12 protein-coding genes are annotated in these 12,474 nt (G+C 51.3%); 5 read left to right on the top strand and 7 right to left on the bottom strand.

Annotated elements, in window-relative coordinates:
• Nucleotides 1-5 precede the first annotated feature (5 nt).
• The 3 genes from NOM72_RS12640 to NOM72_RS12650 all read left to right on the top strand — a co-directional run bounded on the left by NOM72_RS12640 (nt 6) and on the right by NOM72_RS12650 (nt 3,043).
• A complete protein-coding gene (locus tag NOM72_RS12640; protein WP_255999277.1) occupies nt 6-1,502 on the top strand; it encodes a UDP-glucose--hexose-1-phosphate uridylyltransferase in 1,497 nt (498 codons plus the stop codon).
• Nucleotides 1,499-2,503, top strand: coding sequence for an aldose epimerase family protein (locus tag NOM72_RS12645; protein WP_255999278.1), 1,005 nt, complete (start codon nt 1,499-1,501; stop codon nt 2,501-2,503). Before NOM72_RS12640 ends, NOM72_RS12645 begins: the two co-directional genes overlap by 4 nt.
• Before the next feature lie 129 nt (nt 2,504-2,632).
• The gene (locus NOM72_RS12650; RefSeq protein WP_255999279.1) at nt 2,633-3,043 is read left to right on the top strand and encodes a VOC family protein; all 411 of its coding nucleotides are present in this window, start codon (nt 2,633-2,635) and stop codon (nt 3,041-3,043) included.
• Here NOM72_RS12650 and NOM72_RS12655 read toward each other — a convergent pair.
• The 7 genes from NOM72_RS12655 to NOM72_RS12685 all read right to left on the bottom strand — a co-directional run bounded on the left by NOM72_RS12655 (nt 3,017) and on the right by NOM72_RS12685 (nt 9,870).
• Nucleotides 3,017-3,517 carry a methylated-DNA--[protein]-cysteine S-methyltransferase gene (locus tag NOM72_RS12655; RefSeq protein ID WP_255999280.1) on the bottom strand — a complete coding sequence of 167 codons (501 nt, stop codon included), beginning with the start codon at nt 3,515-3,517 and terminating at the stop codon, nt 3,017-3,019. The genes NOM72_RS12650 and NOM72_RS12655 overlap by 27 nt on opposite strands.
• 78 nt (nt 3,518-3,595) lie before the next feature.
• Nucleotides 3,596-4,993, bottom strand: a complete 1,398-nt coding sequence (locus tag NOM72_RS12660) for a dihydrolipoyl dehydrogenase family protein (protein ID WP_064300600.1) — start codon at nt 4,991-4,993, stop codon at nt 3,596-3,598.
• 1 nt (nt 4,994) lies between these two features.
• A complete protein-coding gene (locus NOM72_RS12665) occupies nt 4,995-6,212 on the bottom strand; it encodes a dihydrolipoamide acetyltransferase family protein (protein ID WP_255999281.1) in 1,218 nt (405 codons plus the stop codon).
• Nucleotides 6,213-6,225: 13 nt separating this feature from the next.
• Nucleotides 6,226-7,224: an alpha-ketoacid dehydrogenase subunit beta gene (locus tag NOM72_RS12670; RefSeq protein ID WP_058265564.1), complete on the bottom strand. Its 999-nt coding sequence runs from the start codon at nt 7,222-7,224 to the stop codon at nt 6,226-6,228.
• A 1-nt stretch (nt 7,225) separates the two neighbouring features.
• Nucleotides 7,226-8,275, bottom strand: coding sequence for a pyruvate dehydrogenase (acetyl-transferring) E1 component subunit alpha (pdhA, locus tag NOM72_RS12675; RefSeq protein WP_255999282.1), 1,050 nt, complete (start codon nt 8,273-8,275; stop codon nt 7,226-7,228).
• A 13-nt stretch (nt 8,276-8,288) separates the two neighbouring features.
• Nucleotides 8,289-9,431, bottom strand: a complete 1,143-nt coding sequence (locus NOM72_RS12680; RefSeq protein WP_050678955.1) for a Glu/Leu/Phe/Val family dehydrogenase — start codon at nt 9,429-9,431, stop codon at nt 8,289-8,291.
• Nucleotides 9,432-9,468: 37 nt separating this feature from the next.
• Entirely contained in the window at nt 9,469-9,870 is a 402-nt protein-coding gene (locus NOM72_RS12685; protein WP_075642678.1) for a thioesterase family protein, read from the bottom strand.
• A 331-nt stretch (nt 9,871-10,201) separates the two neighbouring features.
• Between NOM72_RS12685 and NOM72_RS12690 the strand changes: the two genes are divergently transcribed.
• Entirely contained in the window at nt 10,202-11,479 is a 1,278-nt protein-coding gene (locus NOM72_RS12690) for a phenylacetate--CoA ligase family protein (protein WP_255999283.1), read from the top strand.
• An 18-nt stretch (nt 11,480-11,497) separates the two neighbouring features.
• Nucleotides 11,498-12,469, top strand: a complete 972-nt coding sequence (paaA, locus tag NOM72_RS12695; RefSeq protein ID WP_133208338.1) for a 1,2-phenylacetyl-CoA epoxidase subunit PaaA — start codon at nt 11,498-11,500, stop codon at nt 12,467-12,469.
• Nucleotides 12,470-12,474 lie beyond the last annotated feature (5 nt).

Below are 12,474 nucleotides of genomic sequence, written 5' to 3' on the forward strand. Positions count from 1 at the left end.
CGGCGATGAATGAACTCATCCAACAGTTAGTAGCGCAAGCAATCCAGGAGCGCTTGATTGAACCGGAAGATGCGATCTACGCTCGAAACCGGATTCTAGCACGAGTCGGTCAAGCTGACTTTGAAGAAATGACCGACGTATCATCTCGCCCGATTCCAGATATCTTGGATGAGATGATTGAAGTGTTGATTGCAAGTGGGCAGTTGCCAGCGCGTCTCGAAGACAAAGAACAGTTCGCAGCAGATGTGATGGATATCTTCGTCGCGCGTCCGTCTGACGTGACGGCGGCATTCCGTCGTCTGTACGCTGAATCACCGGTAGCGGCAACGGATTACTTCTATCAACTGAGCCAAGCGAGCAATTACATTCAAACAAAACGGATTGCTAAGAATAAACGCTATCAAGCAGAGACGGCTTATGGGACGATTGATGTCACAATCAACTTATCGAAGCCGGAAAAAGATCCACGTGAAATCGCAGCAGCTCGGACGGAGGCACCAACGGCGTCGAACTATCCAACGTGTCTGTTGTGTGTTGAAAACGTCGGCTACGCGGGCCGTGCGAATCATCCAGCTCGTGCGAATCACCGGATTGTTCCGTTGACACTGACGGAAGAATCGTGGGCATTGCAGTATTCACCATACGTCTATTACAACGAACATAGCATCATCTTGTCACAGGAACATCGTGACATGGTCATCAATCGGGATGCCTTTGCACGCTTGCTCGCTTTCGTCGAGCAGTTCCCGCATTACTTTGCTGGTTCGAATGCAGACCTGCCGATCGTCGGCGGATCGATTCTAACGCATGATCATTATCAGGGCGGTCGTTATACGTTTGCGATGGACCGAGCAAACGCTTTAGCATCTTTTATGTTCCCGGATCAGCCGACAGTCACTGGTGAAACCTTACACTGGCCACTGAGTGTGTTGCGTCTGAAGAGTGAAGATGCGTCGGCACTACTCGATGCTGCGACGACCGTTTATGAGACGTGGTTGACGTATACGGATGAGAGTCAAGAGATCCGTTCACATACCGGTGAGACGCGACACAATACGGTGACGCCGATCGCCCGTCGACGTGATGGACAATTCGAGCTCGATCTCGTCTTACGGAACAACCGGACGTCAGCAGAACATCCGGACGGTATTTTCCATACGCATGCCGATATTCATCACATCAAACGGGAAAATATCGGTTTGATCGAAGTGATGGGACTGGCAGTCTTACCGGCACGCCTGCTCCAAGAGTTGCAACAGGTCGAACAGTTCATCACAGGTGAAGTCGACGAAGTAGCTGTCGCGCATGCTGACTGGGCAGAGGAACTAAAACAAGCGTATGACCGTCAAGATGTCACGATGTACGTCGAGCAAGCGGTCGCTGCGAAATTCGTACGTGGTCTCGAGGACTGTGGCGTCTTTAAACAGACGGAAGAAGGTCAGGCGGCGTTCGGGCGATTTGTTCAACTCGTGACGCGCCAACCGGTGGAGGAACAACGATGACACGACTACTTGAGAAAGAGTTGATCCGACATACGTTACGTCAGGAAGGCATCGAAGTGACACTCTGGAACTACGGCGGCATCATCCAAGATATCCGGACGACCGATCGGGAAGGTCATTTGGAAAGCGTCGTCTTAGGTCTTGAGACGGTAGAAGAGTATCAACAGCACTCGCCTTACTTCGGGGCAATCGTCGGACGCGTCGCTGGTCGAATCGGACAGGCACGCTTCGAAGTAGCGGAAGAGGTCTATCCGCTCGTCGCAAACGACGGTGCGAATCATCTGCATGGTGGGATTCACGGATTCGATCAAGCATGGTTCGATGTCATCGAAGCGACGGATACGTTGTTTCATTTGCGTTTGAACAGTCCGGATGGAGAAGAAGGGTATCCGGGAACGGTCACACTCGACGTGCATTATCGATTAGAGGGAACAACATTGACGCTTGAGATGACGGCCGTGACGGATCAGACGACACCACTCAATCTAACGAATCATACGTACTTCAACTTATCGGGAAATGCGAAGCGGGATGTGTTAGATCACGTTTTGACGTTACCAAGCGACTGCTACTTACCGGTCCAGCCAGACGGCTTACCGACAGGGGAACAGCGGGATGTCTCCGGAACTCCGTTTGATTTCCGTAACGGTCAGTCGATTCGTGACGGGATTACGCCGGAGCATCCCGAGACGATTGCTGTTGGAAACGGCTATGATCATCCCTTTGTATTGCGGGATGACACACTTCGACTTGAAGATCCGGTGTCCGGTCGTTTCGTCGACGTGACAACGAATCAGCCGGCGGTCGTGCTCTATACGGGAACGCAACTACTGACCGATTATACGGTTCACGGTGTTCCTGCTCGACCATCACTTGGTTTATGCCTTGAAGCACAAGTGCATCCGAATGCAGTCCATGAATCTGATTTTCCATCAATCTTGTTGTCACCCGGTGAGACCTATCACTGGAAAACAGCTTATCGCTTTGGTGTAGTGTCTTAATGGATTTGAAGAAGAAGCCCCACTTTCCGTGTCCGGTTAGACAGGAAAGTGGGGCTTTTTGTGTATAGAAGGAAATCGGAAGAAAAGTGCGAAAGGTAATACTAAAGCATAATGAAAGGAGGACTTTTCATGCAGTATGCCGCTACTCCTTGTCTCGTTTTTGCGGGACAAGCCAAGCAGGCGATCGTGTACTACGAAAACGTATTTGCGATGACACGTCGGCGTATCATAATGGATGAAGCAGGAGATACCGTCTACCACGCGCATTTATCCAATGGGGCGTTTGAATTGATGCTCTGGGACGAGAGTGACGCACCGAATACCTCTTCTTCGCTCCATCTGTTGTTGACTTTTACGTCGCTTGAAGAGCTCGAGCAAGTGTATCTGCAATTAACGACAGACGGTCAAATCGTCACACCCCTTGCGGTAGCAGACTTTGGAGGTTGGTATGCGCAAGTCCGCGACCCGTTCGGGATTCTGTTCGCTCTATCTTTCAGCGAAGAGGGACGAGAATCAGAGGCGTTGCTCGAGCGCGAGTAGTGTCCGCTTCATATTCAGACCGCCATGATAGCCGAGCAGATCGCCTTTTTTGCCAATGATCCGGTGACATGGGATCGCAAGCAGTAATCGATTTTTCCCGATTGCTGTGCCAATTGCGCGAGTCGCGTTCGGCCGGAAGAGACGTTCCGCGATATCGGAGTAGGTGGCGGTTTGACCGTACGGTACCGCGCGTAAAGCATGCCAGACTTCAAGTTGAAACGGGGTACCGACTGGAGCGATTGGAAAGGACAGTGTCGTCGACTGTTGATTTAGATAAGCTAGTAGCTGCTCCGTATACAGAACAAGCGCGGTATCAGAAGCAATCAGATCGGCTCGGGGGAAGTGTTTCCGCGACCAGTCGTCGAATAAATCCTCCGGTTCATCCCAAGCGCCAACATAACAGAGACCATCTGCTGTAGCAGCGACCGGAAACGTATGCGTATTCCAGTGCAAACGAGTGAAGTACAGTTCCATGACTTGTTTTCCTTTCTACGCGAAATGAAGTGATGAATCCAAAAGAGGTGCTTCTGACGCAGAGGCACCTCTTTTGGATTACGCGCGCGAACCGACTTGTTGCCGCGGTGGAAGATGGATCGATTGACCAAATAAGGCTTCCATCGATTCCGTCAAGGCTTCGCTTCGACTCGGATGGGCCATGACAGGGAAGAGAAGATCCTCCCGTTTTGCTGTCAGTTCCAGCGCTTGGGTGAATTGTCCGACGAGACGATGAGCATCGTCCCCGATCATGTGAATACCAAGGATCAGTGATGTTTGCTCATCAGCGATGACCTTGACGAACCCACTGCCACCTTCAATCGTCGTCGCTCCGTTTGCATTCAGTGGGAATTGTCCGCTCTGAACAGCATGTCCGGCTTCGACTGCTTCTTGTTCTGTCATCCCGACCGAAGCGATCGGTGGGAAGGTCCGTAGAACTGTCGGATAATACGGTGTCGTTGAATCGACGTCTTGACCGGACAGATGCGCTGCCGTCCGCTTCGCTTCATGAATCGCACGGATGGCGAGCTGTGGACCTGGTGTGACATCACCAATTGCGTAAATGTGGGGTTGATTCGTTCGTCCAGTTGCGTCAACTGAAATCGTTCCGTCTTCTGCAAGCGTCACACCAATTCGTTCGAGACCGAGTGTCAAACTGTTCGGGATCCGGGAAAGAGACTGGAACAGATAGGCACCCTGATAGGCGACTTCTTCTCCGTTTTTCATGACGGTTACGGTCGCGTCCGATGAAGCCTCGATACGTGTCACGACATCCGACACGAGACGGATTTTTTGTTTTTTGAATGTCCGCTTCAGTTCCTTTTCAAGGCTTGGCTCGAGTGACAATTGATCCGCGAACAACGTCACCTCTGTCCCAAGTGCATGAAAACAGGCGGCCGCTTCGAGTGCTAGCGTGTCAGATCCAATGATCAATAAGCTCTCTGGTAGTTGCTCGAGTTGATAAAGCTGTTCGGCATTCAAGCGGCACGATTCCTCGTGCTGGATGCTGTGACTGCCGGTCGCAATGATGACGTCCTGGAACCGGTACGTATCGAACTGATGTCCCGACTCGACGCCGATCCGGTCCTCTGACAGGAAGGAGGCTGCACCAGAGATATGCTCAATCTGGTTCGCCTGACAGAGGGCGACCACTCCTTGACGTAATTGTTGCACGACACGATTCCGGTAAGCATTCAGTTTACTGAAATCATGGACAGCAGGGGCGGTGAATCCAAGGTCTTCAAGATGCGGCAAGCGTAACATCTCTTCTGCCGCATGCGCATAGACCTTGGACGGGATACAGCCTCGGTTCAGACAAAGTCCACCGAGTTCAGCTTGTTCAATCAATGTAACGTTTCGACCGCCTTGTGCAGCACGGATCGCTGCCGTATAACCTGCGGGACCTCCACCGATGATCAGAAGATCCCGTTCTTGTGTAAGTTCGCCAACAACCATGTTAGATCAACTCCAGAAGTAGGGTAGTCGGATGTTCAATCAGTGACACGAATCGGTTCGTAAAGGCAACAGCCGTTGCCCCGTCTGCGACACGATGATCGAACGACATCGACAAATTCATCATCGAGCGAACGACGATTTGATCGTTCTCGTCGACACAGGCTCGTTTTTTCGTCTTATGGAAGGCAATCAGTGCTGTCTCCGGATAGTTGATGATCGGTGTTGCTCCCGTACTGCCGAGCGGACCCACATTACTCATCGTAAAAGTGCTTGTTTTTAAATCCGCTGCGCGCAAGGCACCGTTTTGAGCACGTTGTTGCAACGCGACCAATTGTTCATGCAGTTCCGTCAGTGAGAGCTGATCGGCATGACGGATGACCGGAACCATCAACCCGTCCGGTGTTTCGGTTGCCATGCCAAAGTGGAAATCCTGCTCTAATCGAATACATGCATTTGCTTCATCGAGTTTGGCATGAAAGACAGGATACTCTTTTAAGGCAACAATCAAGGCTTTAATGAAGAAGGCGTTGACGTTGATGTTTCGTCCAGCTGCTTTCCATTCGGCACGTAGTGCGAGTAAACGCGTCATGTCGACTTCCTCGAAGTGAGTGACATGGGGAATCGTGTACAGCGACTGGGTCATCTTTTTCGCGATTTGCTTGCGAATGCCGCGGAACGGAATCGTTTCCGCTGTTGTTTCTTGGTACGTGACCTCTTCAATAATCAGCGCAGCTGTCTCTTGCGGAGCAGTAGCAGCCTGGACGAAGCGGAGCACATCGTCCTCCGAGACTCGACCTGATGGATCGGAAGCCGTGACAGCTTCGATATCAATCCCGTGATCACGGGCGATTTTTCGCGTATACGGTGTCGCAAGGACACGTTTTGCTGGAGAAATTTGAACAGGTGGGGCGGTGACAGCAACCGATGCTGGTTCAGGAGCAGGCGACGCTTCAGGTGTTACCGCGACCGGCATGTCGGAAGCGTTACTTGCTTCGATGTGCAATAACGTCGTACCGACTTGTACCGTCTGACCGACCGGGATGATGATTTCCTTGACGATTCCGGAAACGGGAGCCGGTAGTTCGGCGACCATCTTATCGGTCGCGACCTCGACGACCGGTTGATCCGTCGTGACATGGTCTCCGACTTGAACGAGGTAATGGGCGATTTCACCTTCTGTCATCCCTTCACCGACATCATGTAATTTAACTTCGATCATGGCATTCAGCTCCTTAAAACTCGACCGTACGCTGAATCGTCGCAAGGACACGTTCTGGCGTCGGAATGTAATGGTCTTCGAGGGCGAACAGCGGAACGGGAACATCAAAACCGGTCACGCGGGCAATCGGTGCCCGTAAATAAAGAAACGCCGTATCGTTGATCAACGTCACGAGATCATTACCGAGACCACCCATCGCTGCGGCTTCATGCACGATGACGGCACGACCTGTCTTTTGAACGGAAGCAGCGATCGTTTCCCGGTCGAGCGGATAGAGCGTCCGTAAGTCGAGTACTTCGCAAGAAATGCCGCGTTCCTGTGCAGCCGTTGCTGCCTTTTGAGCTACTTGAACCATTGCCCCCCAGGCAATTAACGTCACGTCTGTTCCTTCGCTGACGCAGCGTGCTTTTCCAATCTCAACGGTATACGATTCGCTCGGTACGACTTCTTTGAATGAGCGATAACTGCGCATCGACTCAAGGAACAACACGGGATCTGGATCTTCAATCGCAGCAATCAATAACCCTTTTGCATCGTATGGTGTTGCCGGGCAGACAACCTTGAGACCAGGCATCGATGTAAAGAGCGCTTCTGTGCTGTCGGAATGGATTTCCGGTGCCCGGATGCCGGCACCATAAGGCGCACGGATGACCATCGGCACACTGTACCGTCCCATCGTCCGCATCCGGATACGGGAGACGTGCGTCATGATTTGTTCATAGGCAGGGTAGATGAAGCCGAGAAATTGAATCTCGACGATCGGTTTAAAGCCATTGATGGCAAGACCGATCGACGTACCGACGATGCCAGCTTCGCTAAGCGGTGTATCGACGATCCGGTCTTCCCCGAATTCTTCCTGTAAGCCGTCTGTCGCTCGGAAGACACCACCGTTTTTTCCGACGTCTTCTCCAAGAACGAGCGTTGTCTCATCCTCCGACAATTTTGTCCGCAGGGCATCCGTGACAGCTTGAACGAGTGTCATTTCTGTTTGACGATTGATTGGTGTTGCCATCTCATTTCCCCCTTGCTAGCAGATACGCTTCTTTTTGTTGCTGGACATCAACCGGTAAGGTCGCGTACGTATGGTCGAACAAGTCATTGACGTCTGGTGCCTTGAATTGCTCCATCGCAGCTACTGCCGCTTCGACTTCTGCCTGATGCCGTTCCTGCAGCTGTTGCATCCAGGTTTCGTCAAAGTAGCCTTGATGTTTTAAGAACTGTTCGAGTCGATCAAGCGGATCGACCCGGTCACGCGATCGGGCTTGATCACGGTATTTCGTTGGATCGTCTGCTGTCGTATGCGCACCAAATCGCCATGTGACGGCTTCAATCAATGTTGGTCCACCGCCAGAACGGGCACGCGCAACGGCTGCTTGCATCGTGAAATAGACGGCAAAGGCATCGTTCCCATCGATCCGGACGCTTGGCATCCCGTAGGCAATCGCTTTTTGTGCGATCGTTTCGGAATGCATCTGTTTTTCGATTGGAACAGAGATTGCGAATTGATTGTTTTGGTTGAACAGAATGACTGGTGCTTGGAAGACACTCGCGAAGTTCATTCCTTCGTGGAAGTCGCCTTCAGACGTCGCCCCGTCACCAAAGTAGGCGACCGCAACGTTCGTCGTACCTTTTCGTTTTTCTGCCCATGCGGCACCGACGGCATGCGGAATTTGCGTCGCAATCGGTACGGCAGGAGGGAAGATGTGTTTCTCAGACGGCACGCAACCTTCGACGCGACCGTTCCAGTAGAGGAGGATCCGCACCATATCGGCACCGAACGTCAACGTCGCACCGTGATCTCGGTATGTCGGGAATAACCAGTCCTGATCGGACAACGCCAGTGCACTACCGACTTGCGCTGCCTCTTGTCCTTCGAACGGTGCATAAGTGCCGAGGCGCCCTTGGCGTTGTAAGTTGATCGCCTTCCGGTCGAACGTCCGGATCCGATGCATCTGTTCATATAGGGTGAGGGCGAGCTCTTTCGTCAGATCGTGTTCTTTTGAGGCGTCGATGATACGACCTTCTTCATCGATGATGCGTTGAATCGGAAAATGTTGCTCCATGTCAGTCCCTCCTTCAGTGGTTACGGATATCCCATTTTGGCTTTGTCGTATTCGTAAAGATGTTGTTGTGTTTCGCCCGGATCTGCATCCGTTTTTCACACATCCGGTTCGCTGCTTCGACCGTCGTGATGTTCTCTGCTTGCGACTCCTTGAAGACTTCGAGCACTGCGTCATAGATGTGACGCGTCTTCAGGAGAACCCGTTCATGATTTGCTCCGTACAGTTCGTCAGCAACTTGGATCAACCCACCACCGTTGACGATATAGTCTGGTGCATACAAGATGCCGCGATCCATCAAGACGTGAGCGAGCTGTTCATCTGCAAGTTGATTGTTCGCCGAACCACAGATGGCTTTGCACGGTAATAGCGCGATGTTTTGAGCGTGAATGACACCGCCGTATGCACATGGAACGAAAATATCAGCGTCTGTTAAATGGATTTCGTGAGGCGAGACGACGCGAACCGTGCCAGGAGCCATTTCAGCTTGGGTCACGATTGCTGCGAGCGCTGCTTCGTTGACGTCTGAAACATAAATCGTCGCACCGGCGAGTAACAGTTGTTCTGCAACCTTGAAGCCGACCTTTCCAAGTCCTTGAATCGCATAAGTCGCGCGACTTAAGTCGTCCGAACCGAATAACATCTCGATCGTCGCCCGCAGTCCATAGACGACACCTTCAGCCGTCGGGATCGATGAATCGCCACTTCCGCCAAAGGCTTCCGGAATGCCGACGATCCGTGACGTCTCCCGACTAGCATGAACGAAATCATCCATCGTCGTGCCCATGTCCGTTCCGGTGTAAAAACGTCCACCGAGCGAATCAACGAAACGACCGAAGGCGCGGAAAAGCTCTGGTGATTTATCCGTTGCCGGATTGCCGATGATGACGGCTTTACCGCCACCAAAATCAACATCAGCGGCAGCGCATTTATACGTCATGCCACGCGACAGGCGGAGGACATCGTCAAGTGCCTCATCGACAGAAGCGTAAGGCGCCATGCGGCAACCACCGAGAGCGGGGCCGAGCGTCGTATCGTGGATGGCGATGATCGCTTGTAACCCTGAGACAGGATCGTTGCAAAAGACGACTTGTTCGTGACCCGCGATTTTTTCCATGATCGAGAGCGTTGGATTCGTAGATGGGTTTAACATGTTCATAGTAGAGTCCTCCTCTATCAAATATAAGTAAGCGCTTTCATTTTGTTGGAGCATTCACTTGCAATTTTTCTTGAATCCGGCTTTTTTCTAAAATGAATTGTGTCACTTCTCCTGTACCGATGATCGATTGTCCATCTCGGACTTCGATGTCAGCGTCAACGCGACGTGCTGTGACGCGTGTTACTGTAGCGGTCACGATCAATCGTGCGCCTTCTGCTGCCATGCCAAGATGCTTCAACGAAACCGCGCCCCCGACACCTTCTTCGCCTGCCTCTAGGTAAGGCAGGATGAGTTGACGTGCTGCCCATTCCATATGGTAGACCATCGAAACGGTGGAGTATGCTGGATGAACCAATTGACCTTCGAACCGTGCAAACATATCTTGCGAGACGACCGCTTGAATCTCTGCTGTATCCCCGACAGCTAAACCTGGTTTCATCGTGATCCCCCTTCACTACAACGAATCCTCATTCAATCAAGTGGTCTTACCAAAAATAGTATAACACTTGTCACACGATATTTTATCAACCCGTTACAAAATGAGCAAATCATTTCAGAAATATTTTCCAAAAAAAGACTCTCGATCATGAAAAATAGCTTTATAAGCTAATTGATTTACTGATAAAGTGCGTTGAAGTGATAAAGTGAGAATCGTTTGGGAGCATTTAACAAAACGAGATTGACAACATTGTGAACGTATCGTACGTTAAACATATAACTAAAAATAAACGACCGTTTAATTATTGTATACATGATGAGGAGGTGCAGGTATGTACGATCAACATCACGAAACGATGAATGCGCAAACGCGGGAGCAGCTGCAGATGGAGCAATTACGTCAAACGATGGAACACGTCACGCGCGTCCCGTTCTATCAAGAACGTCTGCAGACATTGCAGATGACGGCACATGATTTTCAAACGATCGAAGATCTACGAAAATTTCCGTTCACATGCAAGCAAGATTTACGCGATCATTATCCGTTCGGGCTATTTGCCGTCGAACGAGAACAGGTCACCCGAATTCACGCCTCGTCTGGTACGAGTGGTAAACCGACCGTCGTCGGGTATACGCAAGAAGATTTAGACGACTGGGCAGGTGCCGTGGCACGTAGCTTAGTCTTAGCCGGTGGATCATCAGCCGACTTGTTGCACAATGCATACGGCTACGGACTGTTCACAGGTGGACTCGGTCTTCATGCAGGTGCTGAAAAACTAGGTATGACAATCTTGCCGATTTCCGGCGGCAATACGGATCGCCAAATCACATTGATCGAGGATTTCCGACCGGATGGGATCTGTGGGACACCTTCTTATATCTTGCGATTAGCAGAACGCATGATCGAACGGGGCATCGATCCACGAAAGACAAGCATGCGTTACGGCATCTTCGGAGCTGAACCCTGGTCGGAAGAGATGCGTCAGACACTCGAACAGACCTTTGATCTACAGGCATTCGATATTTATGGACTCAGTGAAATCATGGGACCAGGTGTCGCGATGGAATGTCAGGAGCAGGCAGGTCTGCATATCATGGATGACTTATTCATTACGGAAGTCATCGATCCCGTTACGGGGGAACCGGTACCAGATGGCATGGTCGGGGAACTCGTTTTTACAAGCTTGAAAAAGAAAGCGCTTCCAATTATTCGCTACCGGACGGGTGACTTAGCATCGATCACGCATGAGGCGTGTGCTTGTGGTCGGACGACGACACGGATGTCACGTGTCAAAGGTCGGACAGACGACATGCTGATCATCCGAGGGGTCAACGTCTTTCCGTCAGAAATCGAGCGAGTCTTGCTCCAACAACCGGACGTGACGCCACATTATCAAATCCATCTCGTGCGTAAAGCGGGACTCGATGCCGTTGAGCTACATATCGAATTCGAAAATATCTCGGAGCAACAAAGGCGTTCGATATGTGACGCCATCAAGTCGGAATGTCTCATTTCTATTGATCTCGTCTGTCACCCGCATCAAGGGTTACCACGATCGGAAGGGAAAGCCGTTCGAATCGTTGATCGACGCTCGACATCACTCGTCTGATTCAAAGGAGGAACTAGCATGTATGATGCAACACAACTGTTCGAACCCGTCCAACTGACGGAAGAGGAAAAATTGGCTCGCTTTAAGGAGCGGATCGAGCGAGGTGAAAAAATCGAAGCCGATGACTGGATGCCTGCTTTTTACCGGGACACGCTGATTAAATTGATTTCGATGCACGGTATCAGTGAAATCATGGGTGCACTTCCGGAAAAAGAATGGGTTCCAAAAGCACCATCACTTCGCCGGAAGCTCGGCATCATGGCGAAGGTCCAGGATGAGATGGGGCATGGACAACTGTTGCTTCGTGTCGTCGAGGATTTGATGAAACCGTATGGCAAGACACGCGGGGATTTGATGGATGATTTGTTCACAGGACGATTGAAGTTCCACAACGTCTTCCACATGCCGACGCGGTCATGGGCTGATGCCGGGGTGATCGGTTGGCTCGTCGATGGCGCGGCGATCATCACGCAGACGAACATGCTCGGTGCTTCATATGGACCTTACGCACGGGCTTTACAACGGATCTGTGCGGAAGAGGTCTTCCATGCGCAACACGGAGAGTCGATCATCATGGCACTCGCGGAAGGGACACCGGAACAGCGGGCGATGATTCAGGAATCACTGGATGAGTGGTGGGAATCCTTGTTGATGTTCTTTGGACCAGCCTCGAAAGAGACGACCGGGACATCGAAACAGGACGTGACGATCGCCTATAAGATTCGGACGAAAACGAATGAAGAGTTACGGCAAAACTTCTTTACGAAGTACGTACCACGGATTCGTTCACTCGGACTCGTCATTCCGGATCCGACGTTACGTTTTGATGAAGAGACAGGGCAGTGGGAATATGCACAGCCAGACTGGACAAAATTCAAGACGATCATCCAAGGGGGAGGACCACGTTCGAAAGAGCGACTGGACTTGCGCCGGACATCTTATGAAAATAACGCCTGGGTACGGGATGCACTCGCTGAAACGAAGGCATGAGAGGG

Origin of the sequence: Exiguobacterium sp. LL15 (genome assembly GCF_024436095.1) — a bacterium.
Taxonomy (GTDB): domain Bacteria; phylum Bacillota; class Bacilli; order Exiguobacteriales; family Exiguobacteriaceae; genus Exiguobacterium_A; species Exiguobacterium_A indicum.

Coding starts and splice junctions, on each gene's coding strand:
- NOM72_RS12640 (WP_255999277.1), top strand. CDS start 6: ATGAATGAACTCATCCAACAGTTAGTAGCGCAAGCAATCCAGGAGCGC.
- NOM72_RS12645 (WP_255999278.1), top strand. CDS start 1,499: ATGACACGACTACTTGAGAAAGAGTTGATCCGACATACGTTACGTCAG.
- NOM72_RS12650 (WP_255999279.1), top strand. CDS start 2,633: ATGCAGTATGCCGCTACTCCTTGTCTCGTTTTTGCGGGACAAGCCAAG.
- NOM72_RS12655 (WP_255999280.1), bottom strand. CDS start 3,517: ATGGAACTGTACTTCACTCGTTTGCACTGGAATACGCATACGTTTCCG.
- NOM72_RS12660 (WP_064300600.1), bottom strand. CDS start 4,993: ATGGTTGTTGGCGAACTTACACAAGAACGGGATCTTCTGATCATCGGT.
- NOM72_RS12665 (WP_255999281.1), bottom strand. CDS start 6,212: ATGATCGAAGTTAAATTACATGATGTCGGTGAAGGGATGACAGAAGGT.
- NOM72_RS12670 (WP_058265564.1), bottom strand. CDS start 7,224: ATGGCAACACCAATCAATCGTCAAACAGAAATGACACTCGTTCAAGCT.
- pdhA (WP_255999282.1), bottom strand. CDS start 8,275: ATGGAGCAACATTTTCCGATTCAACGCATCATCGATGAAGAAGGTCGT.
- NOM72_RS12680 (WP_050678955.1), bottom strand. CDS start 9,431: ATGAACATGTTAAACCCATCTACGAATCCAACGCTCTCGATCATGGAA.
- NOM72_RS12685 (WP_075642678.1), bottom strand. CDS start 9,870: ATGAAACCAGGTTTAGCTGTCGGGGATACAGCAGAGATTCAAGCGGTC.
- NOM72_RS12690 (WP_255999283.1), top strand. CDS start 10,202: ATGTACGATCAACATCACGAAACGATGAATGCGCAAACGCGGGAGCAG.
- paaA (WP_133208338.1), top strand. CDS start 11,498: ATGTATGATGCAACACAACTGTTCGAACCCGTCCAACTGACGGAAGAG.